This is a genomic window from Acholeplasma oculi (genome assembly GCF_900166985.1).
Taxonomy (GTDB): Bacteria; Bacillota_I; Bacilli_A; order Acholeplasmatales; family Acholeplasmataceae; genus Acholeplasma; species Acholeplasma oculi.
Genome location: NZ_FUZK01000001.1, coordinates 239,696 through 259,544, shown reverse-complemented (window position 1 = coordinate 259,544; position 19,849 = coordinate 239,696). Strand labels below are relative to the sequence as shown.

General features: G+C 31.0%; 17 protein-coding genes. 13 read left to right on the top strand and 4 right to left on the bottom strand.

Going from position 1 to position 19,849, the window contains the following annotated elements; all coding sequences use genetic code 11:
- Positions 1-16 precede the first annotated feature (16 nt).
- The gene (gene chrA, locus B5X49_RS01175) at positions 17-1,195 is read right to left on the bottom strand and encodes a chromate efflux transporter (protein ID WP_045749373.1); all 1,179 of its coding nucleotides are present in this window, start codon (positions 1,193-1,195) and stop codon (positions 17-19) included.
- A gap of 140 nt (positions 1,196-1,335) precedes the next feature.
- On the opposite strand from chrA, the gene B5X49_RS01170 reads away from it, so the two are divergent.
- On the top strand, positions 1,336-2,157 hold the full coding sequence (locus B5X49_RS01170) for a ZIP family metal transporter (protein ID WP_045749372.1): 822 nt from the start codon (positions 1,336-1,338) through the stop codon (positions 2,155-2,157).
- 36 nt (positions 2,158-2,193) lie between these two features.
- Here the strand turns inward: B5X49_RS01170 and B5X49_RS01165 are convergent, their stop codons facing one another.
- The 3 genes from B5X49_RS01165 to B5X49_RS01155 form a co-directional block, all read right to left on the bottom strand.
- Entirely contained in the window at positions 2,194-2,859 is a 666-nt protein-coding gene (locus tag B5X49_RS01165; RefSeq protein ID WP_045749371.1) for a LemA family protein, read from the bottom strand.
- Positions 2,849-4,693 (bottom strand): MAG1210 family protein, encoded by a 1,845-nt coding sequence (locus tag B5X49_RS01160; protein ID WP_045749370.1) that lies wholly within the window; start codon positions 4,691-4,693, stop codon positions 2,849-2,851. Before B5X49_RS01160 ends, B5X49_RS01165 begins: the two co-directional genes overlap by 11 nt.
- 141 nt (positions 4,694-4,834) lie before the next feature.
- Positions 4,835-5,674: a DegV family protein gene (locus tag B5X49_RS01155; protein WP_045749369.1), complete on the bottom strand. Its 840-nt coding sequence runs from the start codon at positions 5,672-5,674 to the stop codon at positions 4,835-4,837.
- Positions 5,675-5,814: 140 nt separating this feature from the next.
- Here B5X49_RS01155 and B5X49_RS01150 point away from each other — a divergent pair, with 140 nt between their 5' ends.
- The 12 genes from B5X49_RS01150 (at position 5,815) to B5X49_RS01095 (ending at position 19,781) form a co-directional block, all read left to right on the top strand.
- The gene (locus tag B5X49_RS01150) at positions 5,815-6,402 is read left to right on the top strand and encodes a helix-turn-helix domain-containing protein (protein ID WP_052670027.1); all 588 of its coding nucleotides are present in this window, start codon (positions 5,815-5,817) and stop codon (positions 6,400-6,402) included.
- A 4-nt stretch (positions 6,403-6,406) separates the two neighbouring features.
- Entirely contained in the window at positions 6,407-8,197 is a 1,791-nt protein-coding gene (pepF, locus tag B5X49_RS01145) for an oligoendopeptidase F (RefSeq protein WP_045749368.1), read from the top strand.
- Positions 8,198-8,258: 61 nt separating this feature from the next.
- Positions 8,259-8,471, top strand: coding sequence for a hypothetical protein (locus tag B5X49_RS01140; RefSeq protein ID WP_045749367.1), 213 nt, complete (start codon positions 8,259-8,261; stop codon positions 8,469-8,471).
- A 70-nt stretch (positions 8,472-8,541) separates the two neighbouring features.
- Positions 8,542-10,116 (top strand): asparagine synthase B, encoded by a 1,575-nt coding sequence (gene asnB, locus B5X49_RS01135; RefSeq protein WP_045749366.1) that lies wholly within the window; start codon positions 8,542-8,544, stop codon positions 10,114-10,116.
- 1 nt (position 10,117) lies between these two features.
- Positions 10,118-10,792, top strand: coding sequence for a DsbA family oxidoreductase (locus B5X49_RS01130; RefSeq protein WP_045749365.1), 675 nt, complete (start codon positions 10,118-10,120; stop codon positions 10,790-10,792).
- A gap of 23 nt (positions 10,793-10,815) precedes the next feature.
- A complete protein-coding gene (locus tag B5X49_RS01125) occupies positions 10,816-12,312 on the top strand; it encodes a DUF1538 domain-containing protein (RefSeq protein ID WP_045749364.1) in 1,497 nt (498 codons plus the stop codon).
- Positions 12,309-12,641, top strand: a complete 333-nt coding sequence (locus B5X49_RS01120; protein ID WP_045749363.1) for a hypothetical protein — start codon at positions 12,309-12,311, stop codon at positions 12,639-12,641. The genes B5X49_RS01125 and B5X49_RS01120 overlap by 4 nt, the downstream gene beginning before the upstream one ends.
- On the top strand, positions 12,641-12,982 hold the full coding sequence (locus B5X49_RS01115; RefSeq protein WP_045749362.1) for a hypothetical protein: 342 nt from the start codon (positions 12,641-12,643) through the stop codon (positions 12,980-12,982). The genes B5X49_RS01120 and B5X49_RS01115 overlap by 1 nt, the downstream gene beginning before the upstream one ends.
- Positions 12,983-13,133: 151 nt before the next feature.
- Entirely contained in the window at positions 13,134-16,199 is a 3,066-nt protein-coding gene (locus tag B5X49_RS01110; RefSeq protein WP_159444472.1) for a glycoside hydrolase family 3 protein, read from the top strand.
- Positions 16,192-18,693, top strand: coding sequence for a GH36-type glycosyl hydrolase domain-containing protein (locus B5X49_RS01105; protein WP_045749361.1), 2,502 nt, complete (start codon positions 16,192-16,194; stop codon positions 18,691-18,693). Before B5X49_RS01110 ends, B5X49_RS01105 begins: the two co-directional genes overlap by 8 nt.
- Positions 18,683-19,099: a cupin domain-containing protein gene (locus B5X49_RS01100; protein ID WP_045749360.1), complete on the top strand. Its 417-nt coding sequence runs from the start codon at positions 18,683-18,685 to the stop codon at positions 19,097-19,099. The genes B5X49_RS01105 and B5X49_RS01100 overlap by 11 nt, the downstream gene beginning before the upstream one ends.
- Complete coding sequence (locus B5X49_RS01095; protein WP_045749359.1) at positions 19,080-19,781, top strand: glycoside hydrolase family 16 protein; 702 nt, start codon at positions 19,080-19,082, stop codon at positions 19,779-19,781. Before B5X49_RS01100 ends, B5X49_RS01095 begins: the two co-directional genes overlap by 20 nt.
- The last annotated feature ends 68 nt before the right edge of the window (positions 19,782-19,849 follow it).

The window sequence follows — 19,849 nt, the reverse complement described above, 5'->3', positions numbered from 1 at the left end:
AATTTGATAGGACTTTTTATATGATGAATCCAAGAATCATTGCAACAATAACTACCACATATCCTGGAATACGTTTAGAATGTAATAAGAGAAGTCCAATTAAAAGAATCAAGATATTTTGCCATATCATATCAAGTTGTATGGTTTGTCTAATTCCTGTTGATAAAATGAGTGCGGCTGCAGTTATGGATACACCGATTAAAAACTTTTTAAAAAATTCGATATGTCTAAATTTTTTCCAAATAGGATATATCAAGTACACGAGCAATATTCCAGGTAAGAAAATACTGAAAGCACTTAGTATTCCATAGAAGAATGCAAATGAAGAGCCTACAAACGATCTAGAACCTACAAATGCTGCGAAGCTAAAAAGGGGACCAGGGATGGCTTGATCGATTGCATATCCTGATAAAAAATCATTTAATGTAATAAGGGATTGTGATTCAACGAGGTCCGTAATCATTAAAGGAATTACAATTTGTCCACCACCGATTACAGAATATCCATATCGGTAAAAAGAAGTAAATATATTAAGCGCAGAATGATTGATTATAGGATTCATAATCTCTGAAATAATAGCGATCAATACAATACATATTAAAATCCACCACGGAGTTTTTATATTGACTTTTTCTATTGTAGGGGTTTCTTCCTTATATTTTAGATAAGTAATCAATCCAGAAACAACAAGTAATATAGGAACAAACCATAAACTAATAGGTACTAAAAAATAAGAAATAACGAACATGATTAAATAAATAAAGAAATGAAACTTCAATTTAATAACTTTTTTTGTTAAGGAGATTGCTGCATAAAATATAAAAGAAATTGCGATAGCCGGTAAGTATCTTAAGATATTTTCGATAAATTCTGAATTTGAACTGAAAGAAACTAATATACCAAATACACTCATGATGATGATTGCTGGTAATGCCCATACTAGAAATGTTAAAAAAGCTAAGATAGGTCCACCTACATGATAACCTATAGCGGTTATTGTTTGAGTACTGCCAGGGCCTGGAACCAGACTATATAAGCCAATCATTTCAACGAGTGATTCCTCTGTAATATATTTTTTCTTATTCACTAAAACAGATGAAAAGACACCATAATGAGCCTCAGGTCCTCCATAAGAACTCAACGAACATATAAAGACGTCCCAAAGAAAGATTAACCAATTTGTGTTGTATGTCATGATACACCTCTCTTAGAGATTATAACATGGTTAAAATAAGGCATTGATTCAAAAGCATAGTTAATTTTGTTGATAAGTATTAATATTAATTTTATTATTAAAATAATATTAAGTCTTAACTTAAATTAAGAGGTGAAAATATGTTTGAATGGTTTATGAATTTAGATACTTGGGTACAAGCATTAATAGCAGGGTTATTTACGTGGTTTGTAACGGCGTTAGGAGCTAGTTTAGTATTTTTCTTTAAAAATATACATAAAAATATCTTAGGTATGATGTATGGTTTAGCATCCGGTGTCATGGTTGCAGCAAGTTTTTGGTCACTACTTGCGCCAGGTATTGAAATTGCAGAAGAACAAGGTAGAATCGCTTGGTTAGTTGCTGCAATAGGATTTGGTCTAGGTGGATTATTCTTATTTGGGGCAGATAAACTTATCCCACATATACACTTTGGTAAACAACACACTAAAGAAGGTGTTCCTACAAAATTAAAAAGAACGATATTATTAGTATTTTCAATTACATTGCATAATATTCCAGAAGGATTAGCAATTGGGGTTGCTTTTGGAGCGATAGGATTCCTATCTGGTTCTGTTGAAGTCGCAACCATTAGTGCAATAGCACTTGCAATAGGTATTGGTATTCAAAACTTCCCTGAAGGGGCTGCTGTTTCTATCCCACTATCTAATGAAAAGATGGGCAGAAAAAAAGCATTTTTCTTGGGTCAAGCATCAGCAATTGTTGAACCAATAGCTGCTGTAATTGGTGCAATACTTGTTAATTCAATGCAAGTAATCCTTCCATACGCTCTCGCATTTGCAGCAGGTGCAATGATTTATGTAGTTGTGGAAGAATTAATACCAGAAGCTCAAGAAAATGCTGATTCTGGTACACACTATGCAGTATTTGGATTTATGATTGGATTTATTATAATGATGATTTTGGATGTTGCATTAGGGTAAAGAAAAGGGACATATCAGAATGTCCCTTTTTTGTTATTAGAAGAATTTAGATCTAGCTTGTTCTTTAACTTCTTTAGAAGCAGTAAATGGTATACGAGTTGTATAACCTGAACGTGCTGCAACGATCATCTTAGTTGGCCAAGCAAATATATCTTGATTCCATCTAAGTACTGTATCATTGTATAACTCTCTCGCAGCAGTAATCTCTTTTTGCAAGTAAGAGTTTTGTTGCATCGCATCAGCTAATGAACGATGAGCCTTTAAATCTGGGTAAGCTTCAAATGCAATATTAATTGAACGCATTGCACTATCAACTTGACTTTGAACTTCATTACGGTTGGTTTCATCAGGATGTACACCACCTCTTAATGCAGCAACTGATTTCATAACATCTTTATCTAAATCAATAGATTTTTCAACAATACCAACAACATTTTGTAGTATTTGAACACGTTGTTCTAAGTAATTATCGATTTGTGATGCATTGTATTGAATTCTTTGTTGCAGTTGATTAAAGTATTTTTTAGCATTAATCTTCATAAATAAGAAGATTAATCCAGGAATGATTCCTAATACCCATAAAACAATCTCGAATATTAATGATCCAACACCTACTTTTACTTGAAGTTGTTTGTCAATAACATTGATATCTCTGCCTTGTTCATTCACAGGGCCATTCATTTCATTTAATTCATTTCCCATTATTTTTTCCTCCGTTTCCTTTTATTTTATCATTTATTTTATTATTTGTAACACGGGCAATAAAATTAGTTAATATAAATAGGTCCTTTTGATCTATTTCTTTATTTTTTAAACCTTCTATCATGTTTCTGATTTTATCTTGTGGTGATTCTTTAGAATCTTCCGATATGATATTTATTTCAACATTAGAAGCACGATCTACACTGATATATTCGTCCCAGTGAACAGGAATCGTATGCATCTTTCCATCTCCACCAAATTTCGTTACATAATCAACTCTTGGTACTCTCTTATAACCAAAGGATACAACATGTAGTTGATCTTTTTGATCCTTACTTTGGATAACACGTGTTTTTAGAATATTTCTAGTCACGGATTCAGGATGTTTAAAATCATTTTCATTCATTCGATTAACGATACTCTCATGCTCGAAGAAAGAGACATAACTTGAATATAAATCTTTATATATATATTCTTGAGTAACGGTTTGTTGGTAAAGTGGAATAGCAAGTACAGGAGCAAATGCAAAATATACATGTTTTAAATAAGAATTATTATAATTTATGAATTTTTCTTTAATGAGCTCTATATCGTAACTATGAAAATAACTAGGTTCTACATTTAATTTAATTTCTGCTAAGTGTTCAGGAAGAATAATATTAATTTTTTTATGTTTAATGAAGTCAAAATCATCACCAAATCCAATTTCTTTTTCCTTCATTAATTCTAGTAAATGCTTTTGAGCTAAGGGTGTGAATAGTAATCTAAATTGTACTTCATTATTTCTGTTAGTAGCACCCCATAATACTTCAAACTCAGAATTACCAATAACTGTATAATTCGAACCTGTTGTAATAGCTTTTTGTGATTTTTTCTCGAGTTGTTTGATTTGTCTATTTACATGTCGATCAATTTGTTTCTCATTTAGATTTTCTGCATCAGAATCTGCTCTAGAAAAAATCAAATCTGGGGCAGCATCATTAGCATAAACTAAATAACTTTGTTCTGCATACATTGGATATGGCTTCGTAACAGTTGCTGTTAGTACTTGCGTATGACGATTTACTACCGTACGTCCATTAACTCTAGAAGTAGTTGTCCAGTGAATCGTAATCGAACCGGAATAATTCTTTTGACCCATTTGATGAACTAAATCTTCTGCTATATAAAATGGATTTCCTTTTATTTCACCTGATTTAACATATAAAGTAGAACGGTTTAAATCTGGAGTATCATCTAATCCAAATTTATTAACCATGTAATCCAATCGTTTAGAATCAAACATTTTGTCTAGTTGAATGAGTGGTATTGTTTTTTGGAAAAGTTCACTCGCCATACCTTCATAAAACAAACTATTGAGTGGAAGCATCTGAGCATATGCTTCATCATATAAAACTTTAATTTTTTCATCCATATTATATTTTTCAATCTTTAATGTTTTTAATTTAGGATTGATTGTTTTAATAATAAGGATAATAAATATGATAGGTAAGATGATTCCCAATGGTAGAAGAATCAATGAGAGTAAATCGGGTCCTAATGAATAGATTTGATATCCTCCATAAATTGCAGCAAGAAAACCAGAAACTATAAGTAATACAAGAAAAATTTTAAGTGTATTTTGTCCATTAATTTTTTTGACAATTTGATCTCTTAAGGATTCTTTTTCTCGTATTTTTTTGACAGTTGCTTGATTCGATGCAATATCAACTTGTGATTTTTCAATTAATGTATTCAAAAATTCAACAACATTTTCATGGTGTTTATCTTTATAAATGTTTTTGTAATCTCTCAGAGGTTCATGTATAACCATCTCATCCGGAGTTTGTTCCATTTATTCATCCCTCTATTCTAAATAAAACAGCGTTTATATACGATAATAGTTTACACTAATCTCAAACATTGTCAAATGTTTTAAACGAAAATGACTATAAAAAAAGAAATTGATTTACCTAACCAATTTCTTTGAGTTAATTTATTTACCTAAAAAACATAAACTGACAGCATCTAATCCAATATGTGCAGTCATGACACTTGCTATTCTACCTTTTCTAATATGATTAAATCCTCTTTGAGCTAACAAATTAAGTACATCATTTAATAATTCTTCATTTGCTGAGTAGTTAACACCAATAACTGTATTCTTATCTTTAGAATTTGCTTCAACATAGTTAACAAGTTCAATCAATGCACGTTTTTTACCGATACCATTTTTATGATGTTTTATATATCCTTGATCAAGTTTTAATACAGGTTTTATAGATAATACAGAACTTATTACAGATTTAATGGCAGATATTCTACCGCCTTTTCTAAGTTGAGTCAAGTCATCTAACATAATCACATGATGCATTTGTGCAGCAAGTTCATTTGAGAAGTTTACGATTTCATCAAAGTTATCATGTGTTTGCATGAAGTCTAAAATATCCTCTACCATCATAGCAGTAGCCAAACCACCATTTTTTGAATCAACTACAGCCATTTGAGTACTGTATTTTTCTTGTAATTCCTTAACCAATATATTAGCAAAGTTATTGGTACCGGATAATGCTTTAGCAAAAGAAATGAAGATAAATGGTTGGTTTTCTTTAGCGTATTTTTCAAATATAGGGGCTATATCATCATAAGCTGGTAGTGATGTTTTAACATCATCAGAGTTTCTAATATGGTCATATAAAGTTTCTACACTCATTTCGAATTTATCCTTATAAGAATGTCCATTAACAATAACTTGTAAAGGAACTACATCAATTTTAAATTTAGAGATTAAATTTGAATCTAAATCACATGTTGAATCTATAATTAATTTTATCATGGGTTATTTCTCCTTGTTTGTGTTATTTTTATTATATAATTTGCACCTATTTTATACAACCTACTCATAAATATGTAAAAATAGAGTTATTTTTGATTAATCTACTATGAGTAGAGTCGTATTTGTGATAGAATAAACACATGGAAAATAATAAAAAAGAGCTTGTAAATCATTTAGCTGAGAACATCGCATACTATAGAAAAAAGATGTCCTTAACTCAAATGGAATTAGCAACAAAATTAAATTATTCTGATAAATCGATTTCCAAATGGGAACGTGGTGAAGGTGTACCTGATATATTTGTGATCAAGGAACTCTCTTTATTTTTTGGGATAACAGTCGATCAAATGATAAGTAAGAGAAGAAAACATTTTTCACTCTTCAGATATCGGTACATCTTAGCTTATTTCTACGCATCCATTGTTTGGTTAATTAGTGGATTTAGCTTTGGACTGTTGTCAGTATTAAGAGTCGAATATGATGCGTGGAAATTATTTGTTTATTCTATTCCGGCATCTAGTTTAATCCTATTGTGTTTCTTTATCGTTTGGAGACATATTAAATATATTTATGTGTATCTGACAATCTTTATCTGGTCACTTGCACTATCCATAACATTATTGATGGATGACCCAACTAATTACTGGATATACATCATTATGTTACCAATTTATTTTTTCACTGTATTCATGTTCTACGTAATCTATAAACCTAAGAAAGAGAAATAAGCCAATGAAAAAACAATTACCAAAAAGAAATGAAGTAGAAGTTAAACATACTTGGAATGTTCATTCTATTTATGCAAACGATCAATTATTTGAACAAGCATTACAAAACTTAGAAAATAAAGTAGAAACCTTCAATGCTAATTTTGAAGGAAAAGTTAAGGATTCTTTATCTATTAATATGGGTTTAGACGCACTTAGAAGTATTCAAGAAATCATGGTTAAAGTCAGTGCATATGCTCAACTTCAATCCTCTGCAGATTCTACGAGTGAAGAAAACCAAATGCGTGTAGGTAAAACTATGCTAAGATTACAAAAACTTTACAAGAAATTAGACTTCTTTGAAAGTGAATTAAAAGATTTAGATGAAGAAACATTGCTTGAAGCATCTAAAAACTCAAGCGATAATGAAAAATATTTACTAGACTTCATTGAATATAAAAAACACTTACTGACAAAAGAAGCTGAAAAAGTTTTAACCGCTTTAAGTCCAGTCTTAAATGCACCATATCAAAGTTATAATCGATTTAAACTTGTCGATATGAAGTTCAATGATTTTACTATTGATGGCGTAAATTATCCGAATTCGTTTACATTATTTGAAAATGAATATGAATATGAGATTAATCATCAGGTTAGACGTAAGGCATATGAGACGTTCTATCAAAAACTAGGTGAGTATCAACATGGTTTTGCGAGTCAATATTATGCTCAACTACAAAAAGAAAAAGCAATGGCTGACTTACGTGGTTTTAATTCTGTTTTTGATTATCTATTAGAAAGTCAAAAGGTTCCAAGAAGTTTTATGGACCGTCAAATTGATCTAATCATGAATGAACTTGCACCAGTTATGAGAAAGTATGCAAAACTTCTCCAAAAAGTACACGGACTTGAAAAAATGACCTATAGTGATTTAAAAATTGCCGTAGATCCATCCTTTGAACCTAAAGTAAGAATTGAGGATGCTAAGGATATGTTGATGGATGGATTATCCATTTTAGGTGATGAATATTTAGAACTTGTACGTCGTTCTTTTGATGAAAGGTGGATTGATTTCCCTCAAAATGTTGGTAAATCAACAGGTGGATTCTGTTCATCACCTTATGGAGCAAACTCATTTATTTTAATTAACTGGAATGGTCAAATGGATGAAGTTATGGTACTTGCTCATGAAATTGGTCATGCAGGTCATTTCCAATATGCAAATAAATTCCAAAATATATTTAACACTCGACCTTCATTATATTTTATTGAAGCACCTTCCACAACGAATGAACTTATTATGAGTAAACACCTCATTCAAAAAGCAACTGATGAAAGAACAAAAAGATGGATTCAGTCTGTGATGATTTCAAGAACTTATTATCATAACTTTGTTACACATTTATTAGAAGCTGCATTCCAAAGAGAAATCTATGAAAAGATTGATAAAGGTGAACCAATTTCAGCAAATGTGTTAAATCAAACTAAACTGAGTGTATTAAGAAAGTTTTGGGGAGATACAGTAGAAATTCCAGAGTGGGCAGGTTTAACTTGGATGAGACAACCTCATTACTTCATGGGACTATATCCTTATACGTACTCAGCAGGTTTAACATTAGGTACAGTTGTATCTAAGCGTATCTTTGAAGGTACACTTGATCCTAAGCGTTGGATTGATGTTTTAAAAGCTGGAGGAACCAAGAAACCTTTAGATTTAGCTTTAATGGTTGATGTTGATCTTTCAACAGAAAAACCATTAAGAGATGCTATCCAGTTTATTGAAGCGACCATCGATAATATTATTAAACTAAGTTAATTCATAAATACAATAGAATTCCTGATTTGTAGTAAAATAGATTTGAAAGAGAGGATTATGTATGAGAAGATTAGTGGGTTTAGTAGGTCTAATTGTTTCAGGTGTCGTATTTGCATCATTGTTCTTAGGGTCATTCCAACAATACTTAGATGCATGGAATTCATCAACTGATTTATGGGAACAAGCTCAAGCAGTTGTTGCAATTATCTGGAATACAGTTTATCAACCATTAGTATTATTAATCTTGAGTTTAATAGCACTCGAAGGTAAATAATCATAAATCAATTAGCCACTTAAAAATTAAGTGGCTAATTTTATAAAATTTGCTTAAAAGGAGAATTTCAATGTGTGGCATATTTGTAGTACCAAAGACAATCAATCAAAATAAACTGGATGATTCTTTTAACCAAATTTATAAAAGAGGTCCTGATCAATCTAAAAAATTAGCAACAAGTAAACATTTATTCATGTTTCATAGACTCTCTATTATGGGAATCAGCGAAACAGGTATGCAACCCTTTGTAAGAGGAAAAAATATTTTAGTTACAAATGGTGAAATTTATAATTATAAAAAATTATTAGAACATATGAATCCACTTGAATTGACTTCTGAGTCTGATTGTGAAGTTTTATTACCATTATATGAAAAATTTGGTGTTGAAATGTTCTCTATGTTAGATGCAGAGTTTGTAACAATTATTTATGATGGAGAAAAAGACCAAATTATTGCTGCTAGAGATCCAATTGGTATTAGACCTTTATTTTATGGTTATACAGAACATGGAGACATAGCGTTTGCAAGTGAAGTGAAATCCTTAATAGAAATTACTGAGAAAGTTTATCCTTTTCCTCCAGGACATTATTATATGAATGGAGTATTCACTTCATATATGGATATTTATCCATCAACATATAGTGAGGATGACCTACCAGAAATACTTACTAACATACATGATAAATTGATTGACGGCGTTCAAAAAAGATTGCAAAGTGATCAACCTATAGGATATTTATTGAGTGGAGGATTAGATTCAAGTTTAGTTTGTGCAATAGCTCAAAAAATGCAAAATAAACCTATAGAAACATTTGCTATTGGTATGGACAAAGATGCTATCGATTTAAAGTATGCAAAAATAGTTGCTGATTACATCGGTTCTAATCACCATGAAGTCATTATGACAAAAGATGATGTTTTATCTTCATTAGAAGAAGTTATACGTGTGTTAGAAACGTTTGATATTACTACAATTCGTGCAAGTATTGGTATGTATTTAGTGGCTAAGTATATTCATTTAAATACCAATATTAAAGTACTTTTGACAGGTGAAGTAAGTGATGAGTTATTTGGATATAAATATACCGATTATGCACCTAACCCTGAAGCATTCCAAAAAGAATCTGTTAAAAGAATAGAAGAATTGTATATGTATGATGTTTTAAGAGCAGACCGAACGATTTCATGTCATTCATTAGAAGCAAGAGTCCCTTTTGCAGACAAGGCATTTGTTAAATATGTGTTAGCTATAAACCCTAAATATAAGATAAATATATATCAAATGGGTAAATATTTATTAAGAAAAGCATTCGAAAAAGATAATTTATTGCCAGCGAGTATTTTATATAGAGATAAAGCGGCATTTTCAGATGCTGTTGGACATTCTATGGTAGATGATTTAAAAGAGTTTGCTGAAAATCATTATTCTGATGAAGAATTTATGAATCGAAAACTTAAATATCAAGAACATCAACCAATCTCAAAAGAATCACTATTATATAGAGAAATATTTGAAAAATATTATCCAAAACATGCGCATTTGATCAATGGTTTTTGGATGCCAAATTCAGAATGGGAAGGTTTAAAAGATGTTAAAGATCCTTCCGCTAGAGTGCTAAAAAACTACGGTAAAAGTGGTGAATAGTATGAAAGTTGAGATATATACAGATTTTTCATGTCCTTTTTGTTATTTAGGTAAGAAACGACTTGAAGAAGCTATCCAAATCTTAAAAGATGATATTCAAATTGAGTTGAGTTATCGTTCATTTATTTTGAATCCAAATGCACCTCTTGTTCAAAACATGGATTCATATACATATTTTTCTAAACTCAAAGGTATTCCTCTAAATCAAGTTAAAGATATATTTTTACAAACTAAAGAACAAGCAAAAAAAGATAATCTCAATTTTAACTATGATGTCATGAAAATGACTGCAACAACATATGCTCACTTGATTATCAAATCAATCAAGGAACCTCGTATGCAAAAAGAAATATCGAATCTATTTTTTAAAGCGTACTTTGAAGAGGGTTATAATTTATCAGATTTAGATGATTTAGCGACTATTTTAAAACCTTTTGATTTAAATCGTAATAAAATAGAAGAAATCATTCAACATCAAGTTGCCCAAGAATTATTACAAGAAGATATTTCATTAGCAGAGGCATATGGGATAGAAAGTGTACCTTTTATCATTGTGAATGATCAATATGCCATAAAAGGTGCACAGCCAACACAAGTTTTTAAGCAATATTTAGAACAAATTTATAACAATATAACAGAGGAACAACATCTTAAAAATGATTCATGTTCAATATAAAACTTTTATGAAAGAGGAGGACTATGTTCAATTTATTATTTGATAAAATAAAAGAATCGGCAATTGCTGTATTACCCATGACAGTGATTGTTACTGTAATTAGTGTTTGGATTGGTATGCCACTTACACTTATTACAGACTTTGGAATTGGAGCAATTCTATTAATTTTAGGACTTGCAATATTTTCAATGGGTGCAGAATCATCCATGATGACAATCGCACTAGAGATTGGAACTTTTCTTGTTAAAAAGAAAAAGCTATTATTACTAATTATTGTTATTTTTCTTCTGGGTTTCTTGATTACTGTAGCAGAACCTGCTTTATGGGTTTTAAGTGATCAGTTTAAAGCAGTCGTAAATCCGTTAATCTTAATTTTTACAGTTGCAATCGGCACTGGGATATTCATATTATTAGCTATTTTGCGTATTGTATTCCAATTTTCATTACGAACACTTGTGATGATTGGGTATGCAATTGTATTTATTGTAGCTGGTATCGTAAGTATATCAAATCCTGCGTTTATTCCAGTATCCTTTGATTCAGGTGGTGTGACGACTGGACCAATGGCAGTACCATTTATTATGGCTATTGGGATGGGTTTGAGTAAATCTCGTGGTGATAAAAATGCGGATATGGATACATTCGGATTAATTGGAATTGCAAGTATAGGACCAATTATTAGTGTACTTTTATTAGGATTGATTTATACAACACCGAATGCTCCTACCATGGATTTATCTACGACATATTTTGAATATTTTGTACAAAATACTTATCAAATGCTCATAGCAATAATGCCTTTTGTCTTATTCTTTGCAGTATTCCAAATATTTGTATTTAAATTCTCTATGTCTAAAGTCATTAAAGTATTGATTGCTTTTGGATATGTATATTTAGGTCTTGTGTTATTTTTAACAGGAGCAAATGCTGGGTTAGTTAACCTAGGTTATGCACTAGGTGAATTCTTTGCAACATCTGCTGTGCCTTGGGTCATCGTTCCAATTGGTATGTTATTTGGATTCATATCGATTGCTGCAGAACCATCTGTTATGGTCTTAAATAAGCTTGTTGAAGATGTATCCGCTGGAGCAGTAACCAAACGTATGATGTTAATTTCATTATCTATTGGTGTTTCTATTTCAATTGGTTTAGCAAATCTTAGAGTCTTAACAGGTATAAGTATTTGGTGGATTATATTACCTGCTTATATTTTAATTATTGGATTAACATTTATAACGCCTAAGATATTTTATGCGATAGCCTTTGACTCAGGAGGAGCCGTATCAGGAGCTCTGACATCAGCTCTTTTAATGCCATTTACATATGGTGCTGCTGTAGGAATTGACCCAAGTGGAGCAAATATCTTGCTTGATGCATATGGTATGGTAGCATTTGTTGCAATGACTCCACTCTTGACAATTCAAATATTAGGGTTATTATATAAAAGAAAAGAATCTAAAAAAGAACGTACAATTGACCATGAAGGTATTGTACAACTTGAAAGTGAGGATCCATCATGAAACTTGTTGTAATTATTTCCAACAAAGGCAAATCTCAAGAGTTTATTAAAGTTTGTCACATGATTAACTTATTACCTCAAGTTACCATAATGGGTAGAGGTACAGCACCAACAGAAGTATTAGAAGCATTATCACTTTCTGAAACAGATAAAGATGTGATTATTGCACTTGCACCACCTGAAGATGTTAAAGTAATCTTTGATACACTAGAGGAACAACTTAACTTCACCAAAAAAGGTTTAGGTGTCGCATTCTCAGTAAACTTAAATGGTATTTCATCGAAATCATTGACTCATTTAAATGAGTTGATCCAAAAGGAGGATTTATAATGACTGAATCTACTCAAAAATCGTTAATCGTTTATATATGTAATCACGGATTTGCATATGAGGCTATGAAAGAAGCTAGAAGAGCAGGTGCTAGAGGCGGAACAATACTTCACGGAAGATCATCTATCTCACAAGAAAAATCTAAATTTTTCGGTATTACAATTCATCCTGAAAAAGATGTATTATTAATTGTTTGTAAGGAAGATCAAAGAGAGATATTAATGACAGCAATCACCGATCATTACGGTATTGCAAGTGAAGCAAAAGGTCTTTGTTTCTCATTAAAAGTTTCTGATGCTATCGGATTTTCATTTGATCCATTACCACCACTTGAGTCATAAAATATAGGTTTTAAAATTAAAAAGGTATTTTCTTAAATGAAAATACTTTTTTTCTTTTTTATGCTTGTTTTTATGCAAAATTAACATATAATATAGTTAAGAAATCGTTTTCTTAAAAATTGAAGGTAGGTAATTGAATATGTCACAATACATGAAAACAATCGAAAAAAAATCTATGTCTCCACTAGATGAATTAAGAGATTTATCTAAATATGTTGCAGAAGAAGGCATAGTTTTACTTGAAAATAAAAAGAATGTATTACCTATTATCAACAAGCATGTTGCTGTTTTCGGTAGAATTCAATTTAATTATTATAAATCAGGTACAGGTTCTGGCGGTTTAGTCAATGTTAGAAATGTACCTAATTTTATCGATACACTTAGACAAAGTCCAAACATATTTGTAGATAATACGGTTTATGAGTTATACAAAGAATGGGTGATGGACCATCCTTTTGATGCTGGTAATGGACAATGGGCATCAGAACCGTGGCATCAAAAAGAAATGGAACTCGATTTATCACACATTAAAGATGCTGCTAAGATGAATGATATTGGTATTGTCATTATTGGAAGAACAGCAGGTGAAGATAAAGACAACTACCGCGGTGAAGGAAGTTATTATTTAACTCAAACAGAAGATGAATTAATCAAAAATGTTTCAGAACACTTTAAGAAAACTATCGTTATTCTCAATGTAGGTAACGCAGTTGATTTATCCTTTATGGATAAATATTCAATTGATGGACTTATTTTTGCATGGCATGGTGGTGGTATGGGTGCACAAGCACTTACGGATATTATTGCAGGATTTAAATCACCATCCGGAAAATTACCAATGACCTTGATTAAAGATTTAAAAGACGATCCGAGTGACAAAAACTTTGGTCATCGTGGTGAAGTTATTTATGAAGAAGATATTTATGTAGGTTATCGATATTTTGAAACATTCCATAAAGATGCTGTAAGGTATCCTTTTGGATATGGATTAACATATACTAAATTTCTGATTGAACCTAAAACATTTGATGTTGTAGATACTCAGATTAAGTTTAGTGTTTATGTTAAAAACATTGGTTTAGAACTTAGCAAAGAAGTTGTTCAAATTTATTTAGAAGCTCCACAAGGCTTACTAGGAAAACCAAAAAGAGTTTTAGCTGCTTACGAAAAAACAAAAGGTTTAGCTCCTAATGAGGAAACTACATTAGAATTTGAAATAGATTTATTTAATTTAGCATCTTATGATGATTTTGGCCATATATATAAGTCCAGTTATGTACTAGAAAAGGGTCAGTATAATTTCTATATTGGAAACTCTGTGAGACATACTAAAAAATTTGGGAAAATCATTTTAAAAGATGATTTAATTACACTAAAATCAGAAGAATTAAATGCTCCAAATCAACCATTTAAACGAATTAAGCCTGATCAAAGTTTTAATGTAAGTTATGAAGATGTTCCTCTAAGAACAGTTAACTATAATGAAAGAATAAAAAAAGAGACTAAAAAGCCGCTTCAAACCAATGATTTAAACATTAATCTATTAGATGTTTACCAAAAGAAATATTCTATGGATCAATTCATTGGTTCATTAAGTGTGGATGAACTTATTGAACTTACACGTGGTGAAGGTATGAGTTCACCAAAAGTTACTGCAGGGACTGCTGCTGCTTTTGGTGGTGTGTCCTCTAAATTATTGAAAAAAGGCGTGCCGATTGCTTGTGCTGCTGATGGACCATCTGGTATTCGTATGGATTCTGGTTTCTACGCTTCAAGTTTACCGATTGGTATATTATTAGCATCAACATTTAACTTAAAACTTGTTGAACATTTATATGAACTTTTAGGACAAGAAATGCTTGCATATAATGTTGACGTTATTTTAGGTCCAGGTATGAATATTATAAGACACCCACTGAATGGAAGAAACTTCGAATATTTTTCTGAAGACCCACTAGTAACAGGTATGACTGCTGCATCCTTAGTCCATGGATTACAAAATGCAGGTGTAACAGGAACATTAAAACATTTATTTGCAAATAACCAAGAAACTGATAGATTCAATGTGAATGCGGTTGTTTCAGAACGCGCTCAAAGAGAAATTTATCTTAAAGGTTTTGAAATTGCTATAAGATCTGCTAAAGCAAAAGCAATTATGACATCCTATAATCCGGTTAATGGTCTATGGACTGCATCAAACTACGATATAAATAAAAAACTAGTCCACGATGAATGGGGATTTAAAGGAATCATTGTAACCGATTGGTGGGCCAAGATGAATGATTGGGAAGGTCCTGGTGATGTTAAAAATACCAAGGCTATGATCATCAGTCAAAATGATTTATACATGGTCATCACAGATGCTGAATCAAACTCAAATAATGATAATGCTAAAGCATCATATCACGAGGGTAGCTTATCACTTTCTCATCTTCAATTAACTGCCAAAAATATTTTAAAATTCTTATTGACTACACCAGCTTTTCATAGAATGCATCAATTGACATTTAAGAAAGAAGTGTTAAGATATCAACCTTTCTTTAGAACAAATCAAACATCATTACACATTCCTTATTTAAAACAATTTGAAATTAATGGTGAACAAATCAAGGTAAAACCTTATCTGCAACAAATTGAACTTCAAGATATTGAATCCATTGAATCAATGAAAGCTAAATCAGATTCTATTGAACTACATCCAGACTTCAAACATGCAGTTATTAAGAAGATTGAAAAAGGTGAAACATATCTGCTTCATGTGCTTGTTGGAGAAAAAACAGATCACAGTAATGATTTAGTCGATTTAAATTCTATTGATTTTAAAATGGCATTACCAGTAGGTGAATCTGCTTGGAATCCAATTATCTTAAAGCTCAATGAGTCTGTACAGTTATCAGAAGGTATTGATGTAAATTCCGATAGAATACAAGTGAATCAACAAAATTCAACAATTTCATATGTATTAGAGTTTGTTAATTCTGGTAAATACTTACTGGATTTCATGGTTTCTAGTGAACAAAGTCCACTTGCACAACTTCCATTCTCTATATATTTAAACAATACATATCAAACGACTTTAACAATTAATGGTTCTGAAGGACATAAAAAATCGTCTAGAGCATCTATTTTAGTTGAACCTGGTAAACATGTATTAACATTAAAGTTTAATCGATCCAGTATCAATATTCATGAATTTAAGGTAATGCGCCATGGTTAAAACAAAAAAAATAAAAATAGATAAAAACCTAGGGTATTACCTACCTTTATTCAATGAGTTAGGTATTAAATCATCAATCACACCATATTTTGGTGGTGATTTAAAGCTGGATCACCATCACTATTTGTTAGAACCAACCAGTGAACTCGATTTATTCAAAAATAGTTATGCAAGAAACGTGATTTTTACAGTGAATCATCAACAGTATTTTTTAAATGGATCATCCTTGCATCAACAAGATGATTTATTAGAATATGAATCTGGAAGATTATATCAAAGAGTTACGAGAACAAATGCTTTATTTAGCTTAGAAACTACAACTTATGTACCAGTAAGTGATCCTTTAGAGGTTCATGAGATTCACATAAAAAATATTTCTAATCAAGATTTGGAAATGGATATTATAACTGCAATTCCAATTTATGGAAGAAGTGCAGATAACCTTAGAGATCATCGTCATGTTACATCATTGTTAAATCGTATTCAAAGAGATGATTCAGGTGTTTTAATGACACCAACATTATCATTTGATGAAAGAGGACATATTAAAAACACATATACTTATGCAGTTTATGCCCATATAGATGATGTTAAAGTCCAACGTATGATCACAAACATCGATGATTTTCTAGATGGTGGTACATTCAATTTTCCTAAAGGAATTTACAACACCCAATCACCCGATAGAGAAGGTTATGAAGCAATCGCTGGGATTGGTTTTGAAAAAATTTCTCTAAAACCCAATGAGACTAAAACTTTATACATCACTTTAGGTATTCATGAAAATACACCATTAGAAATACGTAAGACACATGAAAAGTTTCACCAAAAAGCTCATTTTGAACATGAACTGAATCACGTTATTAAACATTTTGATGCGCTAAAACATAAGTTGAATTTCAACCTAATTAGTGATGAGACAAGTGAATTATTAGATTGGGTCGGTGTTCAACCAGTACTAAGAAGATATTTTGGTAATTCTTATTTACCTCATCATGATTATGGTAGAGGTGGTAGAGGTTGGAGAGATTTATGGCAAGATTTATTATCACTTATTATGCATAATGAAAGTGAGATTAAAGATTTACTCATTAACAATTTTGCTGGTATCCGAATTGATGGTTCAAATGCAACCATTATTGGTAGTAAACCGGGTGAATTCTTAGCGGATAGAAATAAAATTGTTCGTGTATGGAGTGACCATGGTGCTTGGCCATTACTAACCACTGAGATGTATATTCATGAAACAGGTGATATATCATTTCTAAAACTTGAACAATCATATTTTGATGATAAATTTACACATTATACCTATCAAACAAAAGATTCATTTGATAAAGGCTATATTTTAAAGGTGAATGAGTCAATTTATAAAGGAACTGTATTAGAACACTTACTTATCCAAAATATAGTTGCTCACTTCAACACAGGTGAATTTGGATTCATTAAACTTGAAGATGCTGACTGGAATGATGGACTTGATATGGCTAAAGAACATGGTGAAACTATTGCATTTACACATTTTTATGCCAACAACTTAAGAAGATTAGCAGTCTTAATTGAAAAATTAGATGATGATATAAAAATATATTCAGCTTTAAAAGAACTCATATTTGGTGAGATTAGCTTAGAAACATTCTTTGAAAAGGCTAAATCATTTGATGGGAATCAAGTTAGAGTTGAAAAAGATAAACTTATCAAACGTTTAGAAGAACTTTCAATAGAAAGAATTAATCATATAGAAAAGCATGCTTGGATAGATGACACGCATCTTCAAAGTTATGTAACGAATCATAAAGCATTTTTAGATGATTCCAATTCATCGAATCTTACTGGACAAGCAATGGCATTACTAAGTCAAACCATCGATCATCAAAAAGTACATCGATTAGTCCAAAAAAATAAAGAACTACTCTTTGATAAGAAAAGAGGAGGATACCATTTAAATACAGATTATAATAAACTACTCACAGAAATGGGTAGAGCGTATGGATTTAGCTATCACCATAAAGAAAATGGGGCAGTTTTCTCACATATGGCTATTATGTATATATATGGACTCTATCAATACGACTTTGTTAAAGAAGGTAGTGAAGGATATCATGCACTTGTGGCACGTTCATTAGAAAAAGAATCTCACATTCTGCGTGGTATACCTGAATACTTCAATGATTTAGGGGTAGGTAAATATTTATATTTAACAGGTAGTGCATCATGGTTGTTAAAACTCCTTAGAGAACAAGTCTTTGGAATTAGACTTCAATATGGTAAGTTAACACTCAATCCTAAACTTACATTAAATGAGTTTATCAACAAAGAAGCATCGATTGAAACAATGATTCAAGGAAATTCAATTAAAATCACGTATAAGAACTTAAAAAACTTAGATTATGGTCAATATAAAATTAAAGAAATTCATCAGGATGGCAAAATTATTGATGAAAATAACCTAAAACCATCGGGTAGAATTGAGGTATATCTAGATGAAATATGAGATTTTTTCTTTCAATGACCCAGGATACAAAACACTCATGAGTTATCAATCATGGAGAGTTGCAATACTTAATTTCATTGATGAACTATTAGTGGATAACTTAAGTTATGTAGAATCTCACAGTAAGACAGATGAGGTATTTGTTCTACTAGAAGGTGAGGCATCATTAATTTTTGCGGATGTTGAGGCAAATGTGATTCAATCATTTGAGGTATTAAAATTAGAAAAACATAAAGTTTATAATATTAAAAAAGGAATCTATCATACACATGTCTTAAGTAAGAATTGTAAACTACTAATTGTTGAAGAGGAAGATACCTCTGATGAAAACTCTATACGTATCTACTTAGAAAAAGAACACATAGAAGAAATTAAGGAGAATAATTATGAGAAAGTTAATTTTTGAAGACCATTTTGATGAATTAAATGAAGAAAATTGGACTGTTGAAGTTGGTGGTCATGGTTTTGGAAACAATGAAGATCAATTTTATACCAAAAGAAGCGAAAATATTTTTGTAAAAGATAGCTTACTACATATCGTTGCTAGAAAAGAAACATACGAATACCGACAATACACATCAGCAAAAATTGTTTCCAAACATAAAGTACATATGAAATATGGAAGTATGGAAGTTCGTATGAAATTACCAAGTGGATTAGGTACTTGGCCTGCTTTTTGGTTATTAGGTGAAAATATTAAAGAAGTTGGTTGGCCTGAGTGTGGAGAGATCGATCTGATGGAATTTGTAGGTAAAGAAGATAATCATATTCATTTTTCTCTACATTCAAAGAACTATAATCATACCAAAAACAATAATTTACACTTTAAACATTTTGTCAAAGACTTAACACATGATTTCCATGTGTACCGCATGGACTGGGATGAATTTGGTTTTAAATTCTATTTTGATGATCAATTACTTTTAGAAGAACTTAAAGGCGATAAATCCGGAAGCCAAGATTGGCCATTTGATCAACCTTTTTATATGATAGCAAATTTTGCTGTTGGAGGTAATTGGGGTGGAAAAATTGATGACTCTATATTCCCACAAAGTTTCTTAATCGATTATGTTAAGATTTATGAATAAGAGGTGTCATTGTTGAAAAAAATACTAACGATATTAATGGTGAGTTGTCTTTTTATAATAACAGCTTG

What these genes read in the sequence shown, in the direction of transcription:
- B5X49_RS01110 (WP_159444472.1), top strand. Translation starts at nt 13,134, where the DNA reads ATGAAAACAATCGAAAAAAAATCTATGTCTCCACTAGATGAATTAAGA.
- chrA (WP_045749373.1), bottom strand. Translation starts at nt 1,195, where the DNA reads ATGACATACAACACAAATTGGTTAATCTTTCTTTGGGACGTCTTTATA.
- pepF (WP_045749368.1), top strand. Translation starts at nt 6,407, where the DNA reads ATGAAAAAACAATTACCAAAAAGAAATGAAGTAGAAGTTAAACATACT.
- B5X49_RS01170 (WP_045749372.1), top strand. Translation starts at nt 1,336, where the DNA reads ATGTTTGAATGGTTTATGAATTTAGATACTTGGGTACAAGCATTAATA.
- B5X49_RS01140 (WP_045749367.1), top strand. Translation starts at nt 8,259, where the DNA reads ATGAGAAGATTAGTGGGTTTAGTAGGTCTAATTGTTTCAGGTGTCGTA.
- B5X49_RS01120 (WP_045749363.1), top strand. Translation starts at nt 12,309, where the DNA reads ATGAAACTTGTTGTAATTATTTCCAACAAAGGCAAATCTCAAGAGTTT.
- B5X49_RS01165 (WP_045749371.1), bottom strand. Translation starts at nt 2,859, where the DNA reads ATGGGAAATGAATTAAATGAAATGAATGGCCCTGTGAATGAACAAGGC.
- B5X49_RS01100 (WP_045749360.1), top strand. Translation starts at nt 18,683, where the DNA reads ATGAAATATGAGATTTTTTCTTTCAATGACCCAGGATACAAAACACTC.
- B5X49_RS01105 (WP_045749361.1), top strand. Translation starts at nt 16,192, where the DNA reads ATGGTTAAAACAAAAAAAATAAAAATAGATAAAAACCTAGGGTATTAC.
- B5X49_RS01150 (WP_052670027.1), top strand. Translation starts at nt 5,815, where the DNA reads ATGGAAAATAATAAAAAAGAGCTTGTAAATCATTTAGCTGAGAACATC.
- B5X49_RS01130 (WP_045749365.1), top strand. Translation starts at nt 10,118, where the DNA reads ATGAAAGTTGAGATATATACAGATTTTTCATGTCCTTTTTGTTATTTA.
- B5X49_RS01155 (WP_045749369.1), bottom strand. Translation starts at nt 5,674, where the DNA reads ATGATAAAATTAATTATAGATTCAACATGTGATTTAGATTCAAATTTA.
- B5X49_RS01160 (WP_045749370.1), bottom strand. Translation starts at nt 4,693, where the DNA reads ATGGAACAAACTCCGGATGAGATGGTTATACATGAACCTCTGAGAGAT.
- B5X49_RS01125 (WP_045749364.1), top strand. Translation starts at nt 10,816, where the DNA reads ATGTTCAATTTATTATTTGATAAAATAAAAGAATCGGCAATTGCTGTA.
- B5X49_RS01095 (WP_045749359.1), top strand. Translation starts at nt 19,080, where the DNA reads ATGAGAAAGTTAATTTTTGAAGACCATTTTGATGAATTAAATGAAGAA.
- B5X49_RS01115 (WP_045749362.1), top strand. Translation starts at nt 12,641, where the DNA reads ATGACTGAATCTACTCAAAAATCGTTAATCGTTTATATATGTAATCAC.
- asnB (WP_045749366.1), top strand. Translation starts at nt 8,542, where the DNA reads ATGTGTGGCATATTTGTAGTACCAAAGACAATCAATCAAAATAAACTG.